Below are 16,105 nucleotides of genomic sequence, written 5' to 3'. Positions count from 1 at the left end.
TTTCCACCTGACCTGAAAATGCTCTAGAGGCAGTCGAAATGACCGACGAGATCATCGACAACGGCTCCGAGCAGCCGCCCGAGGACGCCCACTATCGCATCAGCCGTGGTGCCGGCCGTCGTTTCGGCCGACCCTTCGCTGCATTTGGGGGCGCCTGGCGCGAACGCAAGTGGCTGCGCCGCTTCACTTATGCCGCGGGAACCGGCCTCGTCGCGCTCGGCGGGCTCTGGGTTGCCTTCACCCACGATCTCCCCGACGCCAGCAAGCTGCTGGAATATCAGCCGCCTTTGCCCACCATGGTGCGCGGCGTCGATGGCCAGATCGTCTACAGTTATGCTCGCGAGCGCCGCGTCCAGCTGCGCTACGTCGATTTCCCGAGGCCGCTGGTCGACGCTTTCCTCTCGGCCGAGGACAAGACGTTCTGGACCCACGGCGGCGTCGATGTCACCGGGCTTGCCGGCGCGGTCGTGGACTATGCCTCCAAGCTCGGCACCGGGGGCCGCGCGCGCGGCGGTTCGACGATCACCCAGCAGGTGGCCAAGAACATCCTGATCGGCGACGAATACTCGGTCACGCGCAAGCTCAAGGAAATGGTGGTCGCCCGCCGTATCGAGAGCGTGCTGAACAAGCCGCAGATTCTGGAACTCTACCTCAACGAGATTCCGCTGGGCCGCCAGAGCTTCGGCGTCCAGGCTGCTGCCCGGGCCTATTTCGGCAAGGATGTCGACCAGCTCCAGCTCCACGAAGCCGCGTTCCTGGCGATCCTGCCCAAGGCGCCGGAGCGTTACGGCCGCAAGCAGTATGAGGACATGGCGGTCGAGCGCCGCAACTGGGTGCTCGATCAGATGGTGACCAACGGCTGGGCGACGCGCGCCGATGCCGACGCCGCCAAGGCCCAGCCGCTCGGCCTGATCGCCCGCCGCGTCGAGACTTATCCCTCCGGCAACGGCTACTTCATCGAGGAAGTGCGCCGCCGCCTGATCGACCAGTACGGCGAAAAGGCCGAGGACGGGCCGAACAGCGTCTATGCCGGCGGCCTCTGGGTGCGCACTTCGCTCGATCCGCAGATGCAGGGCGCCGTGCGCGATGCCCTGCGCGCGGGTCTGCTGCGCTATCAGGGCGGGCGGGCCTGGGCCCATCCGATCGCGCATATCGACGACATGAGCACCTGGCAGTCCCAGCTGATCGTTTCCAACAAGACGATCGACTACAAGGACTGGCGCGTCGGCGTGATCGTCGATCGCAGCGGCTCGACCGGCCGGATCGGGTTCTCCGACGGCAATATCTCGGCGCTCACCAATATCTCGGACCTCGCCAAAGTGGGTGACCTCGTCGCCGCGGCGCCGGTTTCATCGGATACGTATGCGGTTCGCACCGTTCCCGAGGTTTCGGGCGGCATGGTGATCGAGCAGCCGGGCACCGGCCGCATCATGGCGATGCAGGGCGGATTCGATTCCGGACTCGATTCCTTCAACCGCGCCGTGCAGGCCGAACGTCAGCCTGGCTCCACCATCAAGCCTTTCGTCTACGCCACCGGGCTGCAATACGGCATGACGCCGGCGACCCAGGTGCTCGACGGCACGTTCTGCGTCTATCAGGGCGGGGCGCTGGGCAACAAATGCTTCCGCAACTTTGGCGGCGAAGGCGGCTCCGGCAGCCACACCATGCGTTGGGGCCTGGAACAGTCCCGCAACCTGATGACCATCCGCATCGCCAACGACACCGGCATGAAGCGCGTGGTGAAGACCTTCAAGACCGTCGGTATCGGGGACTACAAGCCCTACTTATCCTTCGCGCTCGGCGCGGGCGAAACCACGGTTTCGCGCATGGTCAATGCCTACTCCGCCCTGGCGAACAACGGCGTGCAGTTCGCGTCGTCGCCGATCGACTACGTGCAGGACCGCAATGGCAAGGTGATCTGGAAGCCGGACAACCGCCGCTGCGATACCTGCAACATGCCCGAATGGGACGGCAAGCCGATGCCGCGCGTCGTGCGCCGGGGCAAGCAGGTGATCGATTCCGGCACTGCCTATCAGGTGGTCCACATGCTCGAAGGCGTGGTGACCCGCGGCACCGCCGTGGTCCTGCGCGACCTTGGCATGCCGATGTTCGGCAAGACCGGCACCACCAATGGCCCGACCGACGTCTGGTTCGTCGGCGGCACGCAGGACTATGTCGGCGGCGTCTATCTCGGGTACGATACGCCGCGCTCGCTCGGTGGATATGCGCAAGGTGGCCGTATTTCCGCGCCGATCTTCAAGCAGGTGGTCCAGGCCACGCGCGAGCGCTGGGGCACGCAGCCGTTCGTCGCGCCTGCGGGGATTCGCATGGTCCGCATCGATCGCGTCAGCGGCAAGCAGGTCATGGGCGTCGAGCCGGGCAATGACCCGAAGGCGGCCGTGATCTGGGAAGCCTTCAAGCCCGATACCGAGCCGCGCCAATATTCGCCTGAAGACGAATTTGCGCGCCGCCGTGATGCGCTTGTCGCCGAGATTCGCGGCGTGCGCGAAGCCCGCCAGGCCGCGATCACCGCCAGTTCCGGCGAGCAGCAGGACTTCGCCGAACAACAGGGTGGCGTTTATTGAGCCTGCGAGGCGGGCGGGAGGTCTCTCTCGCTCGCCAAGCGCGAATTGCAGCCATACAACGGGCCTCTCTAACAGGGAGGATTGGATGCAATTCGTGATCGGTACGAAGAAAAGAACTTCGACTCTCGCACATCTCGGGCTGGGAATGACGGCGCTGGCCGTCGCTTTCGCGCCCTTTGGCCTTGCCGCGAAGGAAGCGGCTGCGGTATCGGCGCCCGCGCCGGCGTCAGGAGCCACGGCCTCGCCTTTTGTGCGGCCGGACGTGGCGGCCTATCTCAAGGCGTCGAACGCGCATCCGATGCCGCCGCTGACGGCCGAAGTGATCGCGCAGATCCGCAAGCTGCCGCCGTCGGCCATGCCGTCCCGCGACCTTCCCGTCGGCGATCTCGCGGTGATGAAAGACCTGACCATGCCGGGGCCGGGCGGATCGATCCCCCTGCGCCTGTTCGATACGCGCGCAGAGCGCGGACCGGGACCGGTGGTGGTGTTCTATCACGGCGGTGGCTACGTGCTGGGCAGCATCGATACCCATGCCGCGCTGGCCGCCGAAATCTCGCGCCAGCTCGACTTGCCGGTGGTCTCGGTCGAATATCGCCTGGCGCCGGAGCATCCCTGGCCCGCCGCTCCCGATGACGGAGAGGCTGCCGCGCGCTGGGTGGCCGCGAACGGCAAGGCACTGGGCCGCGATGTCACGGGACTGGTTCTCAGCGGCGATAGCGCCGGCGGCAATCTCACCCTGATCGCCGCGGCGGCCCTGCGCGACAAGCCGGCGGCCGTGCCGGTGATCCTGCAAGTGCCGATCTATCCCGCGGCCGATTTCACCCGCAGCTATCCTTCGGCTCAACAGTTCGCCAAGGGCTACGGCCTCGACGACAGCATGACCGCGCTGTTCCAGAAGCACTATGCAGCCGATCCCAAGAGCCCGCGCAGCTCCCCGATCCTGGGCAGCCTGGCCGGCCTGCCGCCCACGGTTCTGGTCACGGCGGGGCTCGATCCGCTGCGCGATCAGGGCCGCGCTTATGCCGCCAAGCTCGTCGAGGCGGGCGTGCCGACGGCTTTCTATGAAGGCCGCGGGCTGGTCCACGGTTTCGCGACCTTCCGGCAGGCGATCCCGTCCGCTCAGACGGATACGGCGAACTTCCTCAAGATCGCCCGCACCATGCTGGACGAGATCCAGGCCGGTCAGAAGCAGGCCGGACAGAAATAAGCGCTCCAAAGGAAAAGGCCTCGCGGTCATGCCGCGAGGCCTTTTTTCCGTTGCCGGTTCCGGCGGCGGTTCTCGCCCCCGGTCAGGCTGCCTTCAAGCTGCGTGCGAGAGCAGTTCCGGCTCCGGCATCGGCGTGGGATCGGGCAGGCACTTGCGCATCGCGTCACCCAGGGAGTGCAGCAGCGCCTCGGGATTGACCTTGTCGTCCTTGCCGTAGATCAGGCTGATGACCAGCGGGTGACCCTCGGGCTGGCGCGGGACGAGACCGGAAAGGGCCTCGGCGCCGCTGCCGAAACCGGCCGGGCCGAACACATGGCGCGGGTCGCGGCAGGTATCGATGCGGTTCATCATGTCGGCGAACTGGAACTTGCCCTGCTCGTCGGCTTCGGCATTGAGACGGCGGACCATGCCCTCGCAGCGCTGGCGTGCGATGGTGGACAGCATGAGCCAGCCGGCTCCGTTCTGGGCGAGGGGTTCCTTGATCCCGCCGGCCAGTTCGCGCGTTGCGGCAAGGGCACGCGGGCCATGGCGCCAGTTCACGATCTGCACGTCCAGCCCGACCATCGAGGTGAGCGCGACCGAAAGGCCGGTCTGGGCGACCAGGCGGTCCATCAGGCGGACGATCCGGCCGTCGCGGACGAGTTCGGGCTGGCCCGAAGTGCCGATCAACGCGGCGCGGGGCGTGAGGCTATAGGCGCGGGAATAAGGATCCTTGTGAAGCAGACCAAGTTCCACGAGGCTTGAAAGCAGTTCCGACGTGCTCGACTGCGGCCGATTGTAGCGGCGCACGATGTCCATGACGGTCGCTTCGCGGTGGGAATCGTCGAAATATTCGAGCACTTCGATGACGCGGCGAGCAATCTTCGCCTTGTTCGATGAGGTCGTCTTTCCAGGCATGAGGTCTCTCCTCCCTCCGGGTGGTGATGGAAACTCACTTCTCTCCTCGAGTCGGTCTCTATAAAAACTGAGCCTGACTCGTTTTTTGCTAAACCGGGTTAGCATCATGGCGATGCTGCTTCAATAGGCTTCGCGCATGCGATGATGTCGAAATGGAGGTAGTGCCAAGGAACTGGCGGATTTCTGCCATTTTATGCCCGAAACAATGCGTTGGAGCGCAAGTTTGCTGCGGCGGGCTGGCCTTGGCGAAGAGGGATGGGCATGTTTCAAGCGGCACAGGCAATTGACCGGAAAGGTAATGCACTGCGGTGACTCCAGACGATGTGACCCTCTCCCTGCAGGACCTGGCCGCCCCCGGTAGCTACCCGGACTGGCCGATGGCCTTCGTCGATCTGGGAAAAGAGGCCCGGGACGCCCCCGGATTACGGCTGCCGCCTTATCCGGTGATCGGCCTGGGTCCTTGCGATCATCCGCTGGCAGCGCGACTCGACGCCTGCCTCGAACCGCGCTTCACGCCCGAGGCCTTGCTGGCGGCGGTGCGTGACCAGCCGAGCGCGGCGGCGGTGGTGACGCAGTTGCTGCGCATTCTGGATCATTTACCCGATGAGGAAGCACTCGTCGCCGAGTCGCTGGCCTATGCAGTGCTGCAGGGCAGCGACTCGCATCGGCGCTGGATCGCCGCGCGGCGCCCGGTGCACGCCGCGCTTCGCGAAGGGCGGGTAACGCTTGCGCGCGAAAGGGACATCCTTACCGTCACGCTGGATCGGCCGGAAGCGGGCAACGCCATCGATCGGACCATGCGCGACGCGCTTCATGAGGCCTTCGCGCTGGCCAATGTCGACCGGACCATCGAGCGGGTCCGCCTGCGGGCGGAGGGGCGCAGCTTCAGCCTGGGCGCGGACCTTTCGGAGTTCGGCACCACGACCGATCCGGCCACGGCCCATGCGATCCGCTGTGTCACGCTCCCCGCCCGCGAGGCGCTGATGTGTGCGGACCGCATGGAAGTGCACATCGACGGGGCCTGCATCGGCGCCGGGCTCGAACTGGCGGCTTGCGCGGCGCGGATCACGGCGAGCCGCCGCGCGTGGTTCCAGTTGCCCGAACTGGCGATGGGCATATTGCCCGGGGCTGGGGGCTGTGTGTCGCTCAGCCGGCGGATCGGCCGCCAGCGCACGTTGCTGATGGTGTTAAGCGGCCGCCGGCTCGGCGCTCGCGAGGCGTTGGCCTGGGGTCTGGTCGATGCGCTGGTGGACGACCCGACCTGACGCGATCGTCATGCGTACATCCCCGCTGTCCAGACGGCCGCGCGCTTCCTGCCAGGTTCGGTCGAGCAGGCACAAGTCGGCTTGTTCGCCCACGGCGATGCGGCGCTGGCGTGAGAGGTCCAGCGGATCGGAAAGATAGAGTGCCAGCGCCTGCTCGGGCGTCAGGGCCTCTTCCGGCGTAAACGGGACGCCCGCGGCGGTGCGGCGCTGGACGGCAGCGCGCATGCCGGCCCAGGGGTCCGTGCTGCCGTAAGGCGCGTCGCTTCCTCCGGCGAGGCAGATCCCGGCGTCCTGCAGGCTGCGCAGACGGTACAAGTCGGGATGGTGCCGGGTTTCGACTTCGGCAAGATAGCGGTCGCCATGTCCAGCGACGAACTGCGGTTGCACGCAGGCCTTGAGGTTCAGGTCGGCGAGGCGCGCCGCAAGTTCGGGCGAAACGACCGAGGCATGTTCGATCCGGTCACCGTCCAGGCTTCCCGCGGCCTCCAGCAGGGCAAGCGTGAAGACCAGCTCCACTTCGGTGACGCAGTGGACCGCCACGCCGCGGCCCTGGTCGTGCGCCTGGGTGATCCAGGCGCTCGTCTGCTCGAAATCCGGCAAGGCGCTTTCGTGCAAGTGGAGTTTGGCGGGGCCGAGGCGCCAGCCGTCCTGCTGCTGCGCGGACGCGAGCGACAGGGCGCCGCCCAGAACCACCGACTGTTTCAAAGCGCCGCCCGCGCGCTGCGCAGCAAAATGGCGGGCCATTGCCGGATCGTTGCGCGGTGACAGATCGGTGATGCCGGTTATGCCCGAGGCCGCCAGACGGCTGCTGGTCGCGGCAAAGTCCGGTGGTGTGCTGCCCAGGGTTTGCTGCAGCCAGCGGTCCTCGTCGAACAGCCTGCCGGTGAAGTGCCCGTTCTCGCGCTCCAGGCCGGGCGGGGCGGGGCCCCGGTCGAGGAGTTCGGCAAGCGCCAAGCTGTTGAGGAACCACATTCGGCCCGTCCTGTGCTGCATGCGCAGCGGCCGCGAAGGGACGATCGTGTCGAGCATGCGGGCATCGGGCAGCGTGCCGCCCAGAATGCTTTCGCAGAAACCTGTGGCGCGCAGCCAACCCTCGCCGGGCTGGGATAGCGCGCCGATCAACGCGTCGCGGTCGGACACTTGCGGCGGCCCGCAAAAGACCGAGGCCTCGCGCACCGCCAGCGCGGCAAGGTGGAGATGATGGTCGTGAAGGCCCGGCAGCAAGGCGCCACCGCGAGCCAGGATGACTGGCTCTCCCGCGCGGGGCTGGAGCGTGCCGATGGCTGTGACGAGCCGCCCCTCCAGGCGCAAGTCGGCCGTGCCCTGGCCGTGGATCTCGGCATCGCGGATCAGCATGCGAGCGCCGCGGCAAGGTAACGTTCGGTATCGGCGCCGAGCGGACGGACGGGCGCGCTCGGAACCCGCGGGGCAAGAGCGGGAAAGGGATGGCCGACTGCCTGGCCCCAGCTGCGAAGTTCACAGTCGAGCGCGGCGCGGTCGAAGGCGCGTTCCTCGGCCAGCGCCATGGCGACGATCGCGCTCATCGACAGGCCGATCCGCTTGGCACCCCCTTGCTGCAACGCACGAAGCACTTCGCGCGCGCCGACGATGCCGGTCAGCGGATCGGCGATGGCATCGCCCACATATCCGATTTCGCCGGTGACTTCGGCAAGGGCGCGGGACAAGCCCCCGGCCACGCCGCAATCGTTGCCGATCCCGACCCAGTTGGCCGGCTCCCCGCGCGCGCCGTGGCCGGTCACGGTCAGCCAGACCAGCCCCGGAACCTCGCGCACAAGCGCGTCGGCATCGATGCACAGATGGCGCAGCGCCCGGGGGCGCGAGCTTTCGATGACCACGTCGGCGCTGCGAATAAGGCCGATCAGACGCGCTTTCTGTTCGGCGCTGGCGAAATCGACGAGCAGGCTCGCCTTGCCCTGGTTGATGCGGTCAAAGGTGGCGGGATCGTCGCGTCGGATCAGGTCCGGACGCGTAAGGCTTTCCACTTTTACGACTTCCATGCCGGCTTGCCATAGCAAGTGACCCGCCAGCGGGCCGGCCCAGATGGCCGAGAGATCCACCACCAGCGGACGATGTCCAGCGGCGCGCCTGCGCTTGTCTCCGCGTTCCAGGATTTCGACCGGAGCGGATACCGGTTCCTCGTCGGCGCTCGCCACGGGCAATCCCAGCATGCGCCCGCGCTCCAGCAGATCGGCGCAGTCATGCCGGAGGGCGGCTGCGGCGATGGCGGCATGATCGAAGACCGCCAACGCCTCGTCCTGGAACAGGGCGGGCAGGAGTTCGCGGTCGACATCGCGGATCAGGGTGAGCGCGAACCAGCGGCCGTCGCGGGTCGGCAGGAGACGGCTGCCACCAAGCCCGGCGGAAATGCGGCCGCCGACGCGGTAGCCGCCATGAGCGCCGCGTTCGCCAAGCAGGGCGGCGCCGTGGAGGCGGGGCAGGCCATGGTCGCGCGCGAGCGCCGCCAGTTGCCGGTCGGCCCAGCGCGCCAGCGGGATTGCGGGCACCTTGGCCTCTGCGTCAGCCGGCAAGGACATCCTTGACCTTGCGGCGCAGGAGCTTGCCCATTTCGTTGTATGGAAGCTCCGACAAGAACACGATTTTTTCGGGCACGCGCGAGGAGCGCAGCCGTGCGCGGACAAGATCCTTGAGGTCCGGCTCGGCAGGCATTTCGTGTCCGTCACGCAGCACGATGGCGACGCCCACGGCTTCGCCCCATTCCACCGAGGGGATCGCGCAGGCGCAGGCATCGGCCACGGCAGGATGGGTCAGCAGCACGTCCTCGATCTCGCCGGGGGACATGTTCTCGCCGCCGCGCACGATCACGTCGTCGGCGCGGCCGGACAGGAAGAGGTAGCCGTGTTCGTCCATGTAGCCGGCATCGCGGGTGGGGAACCAGCCTTGCGCGTCGAGCGCGCTCTTTTCCTTGTATTCTCCCGAGACCTGTTCGCCGCGGACATAGATTTCGCCGGGCTGGCCGGGGCCGAGGGTCTCGCCGTCTTCGCCGCGAATCTCGATCTCCACCGTGGGGATCGGCTTGCCGAGCGAGGTCAGCCGCGCGCGGATCGCGGGGTCCTGGGAGGCGAGCGCCTCGCGGTGATCGTCCGGGCCGAGCAGGGCGACGGTGGAGCTGGTTTCGGTGAGGCCGTAGGCATTGGTGAAGCCCGCTTCGGGGAACAGCTCCAGGGCCTTGCGGATCACTTCGAGTGGCATCTTGCCGCCACCATAAGCGATCGCGCGGAGACTGGATATGCCTGCTGCGCCGGCCCGCTCCATCGCTTCGATGATGCGCGCGAGCATGGTCGGGACGACGAAGGCGTTAGACACCTGTTCGTCCGCGACAAGCGAGAGCCAGCCTTCGGGCGAGAAGGCGGGAAGCATGACGATCCGGCGCAGTGAATAGATCGAGGAGAGCAGGGCGGAAATCCCCGCGATGTGATAAGGCGGCACGACCACGAGCGCGGCATCGCCCTCATCGGCGGTGCCGAATTCCACGGTGCCGAAGATGTACCCCAGCAGGTTGGAATGGCGCAGGATCGCCGCTTTCGGCGCCGCGGTGGTGCCGCTGGTGAAGAGCTGGATCGCCACCCCTTCGCCGGGATCGTATTCGCGCGCATCCTCGGCTGGGACGGTTTCCTGAGCCTTCAGTGAGAACTCTTCTCTGGAAAGCACCGTATGGCCCTGGTCCCCGGCAAGGCGGGTGATGCGCTCCTCGTCGCCGATCACCAGCGCCGGGGCTATGCGGCCGAGCAGGGCGGCGAGATCGGCATCGGGCAGGCGGTAGTTGAGCGGGCAATAGGGCACGCCCGCCAGCGCGGCGCCGAACACGGCGATCACCGCCGCCTCGCTGCTTTCATCGAGCAGCGCGACATATTGAGCATCGCTTTGCCGGATCAGTTCGAAGGCGCCCCGTGCTGCGGCCAGCAGGTCGCCGTAAGTCCACCGCTTGCCCTCGCAGACGAGGCCGACGCGGTCGGGCGCGGCTTCTGCCGCCATTTCGAGGAGGAGGGCGATGTTCATCGGTGAGCGGGGCCTTGCAGCGCTTGCGGGAGAATGCCGGGATCAGTCGGAGGCGGGAAGCGGCTTGGCGTCCTTGACCACCAGCGCCACGCCGTCGACCGAGAGCGAACCCTTTCCGGGCTTCACGCAAAGCAGTTCGTACTTGCCGTCCGCATCGACGTAGCGTTTCCCCATGAGCGTGCCGGCCGAGAAGTCGGCCGCCAGCGGGGCGGCATCGGCGGGCTTGGCTTCGTCCATCGGTGCGCCGCCGCATTCGATCGTGCCGTCGGCAGCGCGGATCACCATGACTTCGGTGTCGCAGGCAGCGCTCTTGAGACGGGTTCCAGGCTTCATCTTCTAGGTTCCTTGCAGTCGAATTGTCGGGAGCGGGATCAGGCGATCGCGCCCTTGGACTTGAGATCCTCGATCCGGTCCCAGTCCACACCCATCTCCATGAGCACGATTTCGGTATGTTCCGAGGCCTGGGGCGAGCGCGTGGTTTCCAGCGCCTCGCCATTGAACTGGACGGGGCCGCGCACCAGTTTCAGCGGCTCTCCGCCATCGGCGCCCTCGACCTCGATCAGCATGTCGTTGGCGAGCGCCTGCTCGTCGCTGGCCAGTTCGAGCAAGTTGAGGATCGGCGCCCACTGGCCCTTCAGCGTCTTCAGATGCTCGCGCCAATAGGCGAAGGGCTTCTCGGCGAAAGCGGCGACCAGGATGTCGCTGGCGGCCTTGGAGTGCTCGATCAGGCTGAGCACATCCTGGAAGCGCGGATCGTCCGCGGCTTCGGGCCGGCCGACATGTTCGAAGGTGTCGCGAATGAGCCCGGTCGGGCTGACCATGCACAAGTTGATGGTGCGATTGTCGGACGTCCAGAAATTGCCCATGAAGGGATTCTTGGCACCGCCGCCCGAGCTGGGCATCGCGTTCTTGGTGATCACGCCGGTCTCGACGGCCTGCGCGATGTTCGCGCCCGAGGCCCAGGCCGCGGTGCTCATCAGCGAGACGTCGAGTTCCGCGGCCTCGCCGGTCTTCTCGCGGTGGAAGAGTGCGGCGGAGATGCCGCCGGCAATGAACATGCCGCCGATCGAATCGCCGAAGGCGGGCATCCCCTGGGAGAGCGGACCGGGCAGTTCGGGCGGGGTCATGCAATCGGCAATGCCGCTGCGCGACCAGAAGGCGGTGCCGTCGAAGCCGCCTTTTTCGCGCTCGGGTCCCTTGTCGCCCCAGGCACTGCCGCGCGCATAGATGATGTTCGGATTGGCGGCGCGGATGTGCTCGACGTCGAAGCGGTTCTTCTGGCGCACCTGCGGAAGGTAGTTGGTGAGAAACACGTCGCAGTGCTTCGCCATTTCGTAGAGCAGTTCCTGGCCTTCCGCGGTCGAGAGGTCGATGCCGACGCTGCGCTTGCCGCGATTGGGATGCTCGAACAGCGTATGGCGCAAGGGATCGAGCTGGACGCCGCCCATGTTGAGGAAGCCGCGCTGGGTATCGCCGCGCACGGGATGCTCGATCTTGATGACGTCCGCGCCCCAGTCGGCCAGGATCGCTCCGGCGGCCGGTGTGAATGTGAACTGCGCCACTTCGAGGACGCGCACCCCCTGCATCACCTTAGTTGCCATCGTCTGCCTGTCCCCGCTCATCGCTGAAAATTCTGTTATCGCTATGAAATCTTCGGCGAAGAGTGCCCGAGAGGCCCGGATTTCCGCCTCCGCCGAGGCTTCATTCGATTTGAGCGCAAAGGTGGGGGCTGGCAACCCGCGCCTCATCGTGCCCACGATCAAGCCTGCCAATTGCTGCGCCCTCCGCCTGTGCGATGCCTTCCTGCGCTGCATTGCAACATGATCCGGCTGGCGGATGGATCGCCGTGTGCAGTTGCAAAAAAGTTTTGATCGGTGCTGAAAATGCAATTGACTATCTGTTCAACAACTCCTAACCTAGGTTAGTAAGTTGAGAGAACCTCGACACCAACCTCGATTTTTTGGAGATGCCTGAGATGAACAAGTTCGTTGCCCTTGCCGCTGCTGCCGCTGTCGCCACCTTCGGCATCGTTCCGGCCGCTTTCGCCGAAACCACCCAGTCGGTTCGTGCCGTCACCGAAGAGGCCGCCGCGCCGCTCGACCTGACTGCCGGCAAGATGCTCTATGGTGCCAATGGCTACCGTCTCGCGCCGATCTACCGCGTTGCCGCAGACGGCAATCCGCAGGTCATCCTGAACGGCCGCCTCGTCACGGTCCCTGCCGCCAGCCTGACGGCCGTCGACGGCAAGCTGACCACCTCGCTGTCGAAGAAGGACATTGCCGCGGCCAAGTAAGCCGGGCGCAATAGCCAAGAAAAAAGGGCGGCTCCTGCGAGCCGCCCTTTTTTTGTACCTGCCGTATTGATCGGTCCGGCCTGACGAAATGGCCGCTCAGTCGCGGCTGATATTGTCGTAGATGCGGTTCATGTAGCTGCGCAGCTGCTCGATCTCGCTTTCCGAAAAGCCCTGGAACATGCGTTCCTCGCGCTCATTGGCGATCTCTCCCAGCTGGTCGAGCAGGGGCTTTGCCTCGTCGGTCAGGTAGACCGCGCGTGCCCGGCGATCGTCGGCGCGGTCGCGGCGCTCCAGCAGGCCTTCGGCGCAGAGCCGGTCGATCAGCCGTCCGGCGGAGGCTTCCGACATTTCCAGGTATTCCGCGATGATGCGCTGGGTCGATCCGGGATGGCGCGAAACCACCGCGATCATCGCCCATTGCGAGCGGGTCACGTTGAGAACGGCCACCTTGCGGTCGAAATTGCTGCGCTGAAGCCGGGAAATCACCGTCATGCGCAGGCCGACCTGGCGACGGGGACTGATGTCGGGGTCGTTGAAAGCCTCGCCCAGTCTGCCGGTCAGCTTTTCTTCCGCGTCGGTTGCCACTCAATACTCCTGCTTCGTTCCGGCGTTCAGACGCGCTCTATGACGATCGCCGGCGCCATGCCGCCCGCAGCGCACATGGTGATGAGGCCATAGCGGCCCCCGGTGCGCTCCAGTTCGTCGAGCGCCGTGCCGATAAGGATCGCCCCGGTCCCGGCGATGGGATGGCCCAGCGCGATCGAACCTCCATTCGGATTGACCTTCGCGCGGTCCAGGTCAAGGTCGCGAATGAATTTCTCGACCACCACGGCGAAGGCTTCGTTCACTTCCCAGACATCGATCTGGTCCTTGGTCAGCCCGGCTTTTGCCAGCACCTTGTTGGCCGCCGGCACGGGGCCGTTGAGCATGAGGGTAGGGCAGTCTCCCGTCTCGGCCATGGCGACGATGCGCGCACGCGGCTTGAGGCCGTGCTTCTCGGCATAGTCCTTTGACGCCAGCAGGATCGCCGAGGCGCCGTCCACGACGCCGGACGATATGCCCACATGGTGGATCGGCTTGACGTCGAGATCGGGATAGACCTGCCTGATCAGTTCCACATAAGTCTTGCCGCCCGGCACGGAAGGCATGTCGAAGAACATCTCGAAGGCGGGCTTGAGCTGGGCGAGGCTTTCGGCCGTGGTGTCCGGGCGCGGGTATTCCTCATGGTCCAGGATGACATTGCCCTGATCGTCGCGGACCACGATGGTGGACTTGTCGAACCGGCCCTCTGCGATGGCCTGCGCGGCGCGGCGCTGGCTCTCGACACCGAGCGCTTCCAGTTCCGCGCGGCCGATGCCTTCCATCGCCGCGATCGCATCGGCGGCGACGCCCTGGTTCGTCTGCGGATGCCTGGCCTGAAGCCGCGGATTGCCGGCGCCCATGCCCGCGCTGCCCAGCCCGGCCTCGCGCAACTTCATGCCGTGGGCATTGGCGTAGGAGAGCATGTCCATCCCGCCGGCCACCATGAGATCCGACATGCCCGACATGATCATTGCGGAGGCGAGGCTGGTCGCGGTGAGGCTGGAGCCGCAGAAGCGGTTGAGCGTGACGCCGCCAGCCCGGATGTCGTAGCCGGCATCGAGCGCGGCCATGCGGCCGATGTCGCCGCCCTGAAGGCCGATGGCTGCCGAAACGCCCCAGATCACGTCGTCCACATCGGCCGTGTCGATGCCGTTGCGGTCCTTCAGCGCAGCGAGCACGGTGGCGGACAAGTGTTCCGGGTGCATGGCGGACAGCGCGCCCTTGCCCATCTTGCCGATGCTGCGCGGGGTGCGGACGGCGTCGATGATATAGGCGTCGGTCACGGTCTGCTCTCCTCGAAAATCCGCGCGGATCGGGCTTGCCTGCGCGCTTTGTCCGGGGTGATGCTGGCCCGGCCGGGGAATTGCAATTGGCGGCACGGCTCCTATCGCCTTGGCGATTGCCGCTGCGCCCAAGCATATCGTGGGGGCGGGGCCGGGTGCGAGGAAGGGGCCTGTTCGGTCAGCCGCCTTGACGCTGCGGCCACCCTCGCCATCATCTCCAGACAGAAAAATGCGAAAGGGCGGGCATGACGGGATTGGAACGGGCGGAGCAATCGGGGGGCGCCTTCGCACCTTTGCGCGAACCCACGTTCCGGCGGATCTGGACGGCCAGCCTGTTCTCGAATTTCGGACAGCTCTTCCTGGGCGTCGGCGCGGCCTGGGAAATGACGCGGCTCAGCAATTCGCCGAGCATGGTCGCGCTGGTGCAATCGGCGATGATGTTCCCGCTCGTCCTGGTGACGCTGCCTGCGGGCGCCATCGCCGACATGTTCGACCGTCGCCGCATTGCCATGACCGGCCTGACGTTCAGTGCGATCTGCGCGGCGGTGCTGGCGGTGGTGGCATTCCTCGGCCTGATCACGCCGTGGCTGCTGCTGCTGTTCTGCGCGCTGATCGGGGGAGGGGTCGCGCTCTATTCGCCGTCCTGGCAGGCGTCGATTCCCGAGCAGGTGTCGCGCGCGCATCTGCCTGCGGCGGTGGCTCTGGGGACGATCAGCTACAATGTCGCGCGCAGCTTCGGACCCGCCCTCGGCGGTCTGATCGTGGTGATCTACGGGGCCAAGGCGGTGTTCGGCATGACCTCGCTGCTCTATCTGCCGCTGTTGTTCGCCTTCTTCCTCTGGCGCCGCCGCCATGCACCTTCGCGGCTGCCGCCCGAGCGGATGGACCGCGCGATCATCGGCGGCGTTCGCTATGCGCTCCATGCCCCGGCGATCCGCACGGCGCTGGTGCGCGTGCTGGTCTTCGGCCTGAGCACGGCGACGGCCTCTGCCCTGGCGCCGCTGATCGCGCGGGACCTGCTGCACGGCGATGCGTCCACGTTCGGTGTGCTGCTCGGCGCGCAAGGCGTGGGCGCGGTGGCCGGCGCGCTGTTCGTCAGCCGCATCCGCGACGCGATCTCGACCGAGCTGGCCGTGCGGACCTTCGCCATCGGTACCGGGCTGGCGCTTGTTGCGATCGGCATGAGCCATGACATCGTGGTGACCTGCGCGGCATTCCTGATCGTGGGCGCCTGCAATATCCTGACCGTCGCCATGCTCAACGTGACCGTGCAGCTCTCCGCGCCGCGCTGGGTGACGGCGCGGGCGCTCTCGCTGTTTTCCTCGGCCATCACCGCCGGAATCGGGCTGGGTGCCTGGGCCTGGGGCGAAGTGGCGGCGGGGCGGAGCGTGGCCTTTGCGCTGGTGGCTTCGGGCATCGCCGTTGGCGCGACCGCGCTGCTCGGACTGCTCATGCCCATCGGCGGCGACCAGGCCGATACCGAGGAAGTGCCGCTGGGCCACGAGCCCGCCGTGGGCATGGCCCTGACATTGCGGTCCGGGCCAGTGGTGATCGAGGTGGACTACGACGTCGATCCCGAACGCGCGCGAGACTTCTATGCAGTGATGATGAAAATGCAGTCGATGCGCAAACGCAACGGCGGCTTCGAATGGTCGCTTGCGCGGGACATCGCCGATCCCGCGCTCTGGACGGAGCGTTACCACTGCCCGACTTGGGGAGACTACTTGCGCCTGCGCGACCGCTTTACCCAGGCCGATATCGAGCTTCAGACCCAGGCCGATGCGTTCAACCGCTCCCATCAGGGCAACCGGGTGCGACGCCGGCTGGAGCGGCCGTTTGGCTCGGTGCGATGGAAAGCCGATTCGCCCGACCCGCAGCAGGATACCGTCAGCTGGATGGCGCCCTGAACCCGCCGTTCCCATCCGGGGATTGCGGGAGTTCATGACCAGCGGCCA

At 66.5% G+C, this 16,105-nt stretch carries 13 protein-coding genes; 5 read left to right on the top strand and 8 right to left on the bottom strand.

Annotated elements, in window-relative coordinates:
- The first annotated feature begins 38 nt into the window (after positions 1–38).
- Both EDF58_RS05535 and EDF58_RS05530 read left to right on the top strand, forming a co-directional pair.
- A complete protein-coding gene (locus EDF58_RS05535) occupies positions 39–2,585 on the top strand; it encodes a transglycosylase domain-containing protein (RefSeq protein ID WP_132263327.1) in 2,547 nt (848 codons plus the stop codon).
- An 85-nt stretch (positions 2,586–2,670) separates the two neighbouring features.
- Positions 2,671–3,792 (top strand): alpha/beta hydrolase, encoded by a 1,122-nt coding sequence (locus EDF58_RS05530; protein WP_243654081.1) that lies wholly within the window; start codon positions 2,671–2,673, stop codon positions 3,790–3,792.
- 93 nt (positions 3,793–3,885) lie between these two features.
- On the opposite strand, the gene EDF58_RS05525 is transcribed toward EDF58_RS05530, so the two are convergent.
- Positions 3,886–4,689 (bottom strand): helix-turn-helix domain-containing protein, encoded by an 804-nt coding sequence (locus EDF58_RS05525; RefSeq protein WP_132263324.1) that lies wholly within the window; start codon positions 4,687–4,689, stop codon positions 3,886–3,888.
- A gap of 377 nt (positions 4,690–5,066) precedes the next feature.
- Here EDF58_RS05525 and EDF58_RS05520 point away from each other — a divergent pair, with 377 nt between their 5' ends.
- Positions 5,067–5,954, top strand: a complete 888-nt coding sequence (locus EDF58_RS05520; protein ID WP_132263322.1) for an enoyl-CoA hydratase/isomerase family protein — start codon at positions 5,067–5,069, stop codon at positions 5,952–5,954.
- Here the strand turns inward: EDF58_RS05520 and EDF58_RS05515 are convergent.
- From EDF58_RS05515 to EDF58_RS05495, 5 genes are read right to left on the bottom strand one after another with little or no spacing between them, the layout of a single operon-like run.
- Positions 5,877–7,310: an amidohydrolase family protein gene (locus tag EDF58_RS05515; RefSeq protein WP_132263320.1), complete on the bottom strand. Its 1,434-nt coding sequence runs from the start codon at positions 7,308–7,310 to the stop codon at positions 5,877–5,879. The two genes, EDF58_RS05520 and EDF58_RS05515, sit on opposite strands and share 78 nt — an antisense overlap.
- Positions 7,304–8,509 (bottom strand): CoA transferase, encoded by a 1,206-nt coding sequence (locus EDF58_RS05510; RefSeq protein WP_132263318.1) that lies wholly within the window; start codon positions 8,507–8,509, stop codon positions 7,304–7,306. Before EDF58_RS05510 ends, EDF58_RS05515 begins: the two co-directional genes overlap by 7 nt.
- Positions 8,493–9,992 carry a class I adenylate-forming enzyme family protein gene (locus tag EDF58_RS05505; protein ID WP_132263316.1) on the bottom strand — a complete coding sequence of 500 codons (1,500 nt, stop codon included), beginning with the start codon at positions 9,990–9,992 and terminating at the stop codon, positions 8,493–8,495. The genes EDF58_RS05510 and EDF58_RS05505 overlap by 17 nt, the downstream gene beginning before the upstream one ends.
- A gap of 42 nt (positions 9,993–10,034) precedes the next feature.
- Positions 10,035–10,325, bottom strand: coding sequence for a hypothetical protein (locus EDF58_RS05500; protein WP_132263314.1), 291 nt, complete (start codon positions 10,323–10,325; stop codon positions 10,035–10,037).
- 38 nt (positions 10,326–10,363) lie between these two features.
- Positions 10,364–11,593, bottom strand: coding sequence for a CoA transferase (locus EDF58_RS05495; protein WP_132263312.1), 1,230 nt, complete (start codon positions 11,591–11,593; stop codon positions 10,364–10,366).
- A 374-nt stretch (positions 11,594–11,967) separates the two neighbouring features.
- Between EDF58_RS05495 and EDF58_RS05490 the strand changes: the two genes are divergently transcribed.
- The gene (locus EDF58_RS05490) at positions 11,968–12,285 is read left to right on the top strand and encodes a hypothetical protein (protein ID WP_132263310.1); all 318 of its coding nucleotides are present in this window, start codon (positions 11,968–11,970) and stop codon (positions 12,283–12,285) included.
- Between the two features lie 96 nt (positions 12,286–12,381).
- Here EDF58_RS05490 and EDF58_RS05485 read toward each other — a convergent pair whose 3' ends face one another.
- Positions 12,382–12,870, bottom strand: coding sequence for a MarR family transcriptional regulator (locus EDF58_RS05485; RefSeq protein WP_132263308.1), 489 nt, complete (start codon positions 12,868–12,870; stop codon positions 12,382–12,384).
- 26 nt (positions 12,871–12,896) lie between these two features.
- Positions 12,897–14,150 carry an acetyl-CoA C-acetyltransferase gene (locus EDF58_RS05480; RefSeq protein WP_132263306.1) on the bottom strand — a complete coding sequence of 418 codons (1,254 nt, stop codon included), beginning with the start codon at positions 14,148–14,150 and terminating at the stop codon, positions 12,897–12,899.
- A 245-nt stretch (positions 14,151–14,395) separates the two neighbouring features.
- Between EDF58_RS05480 and EDF58_RS05475 the strand changes: the two genes are divergently transcribed.
- Positions 14,396–16,057, top strand: a complete 1,662-nt coding sequence (locus EDF58_RS05475; protein WP_132263305.1) for an MFS transporter — start codon at positions 14,396–14,398, stop codon at positions 16,055–16,057.
- Positions 16,058–16,105: the final 48 nt, after the last annotated feature.

Origin of the sequence: Novosphingobium sp. PhB57 (assembly GCF_004342985.1) — a bacterium.
Lineage (GTDB): Bacteria > Pseudomonadota > Alphaproteobacteria > Sphingomonadales > Sphingomonadaceae > Novosphingobium.
Note: the sequence above shows the minus strand (reverse complement) of the source record. Positions and strands in the feature narration are given on the sequence as shown.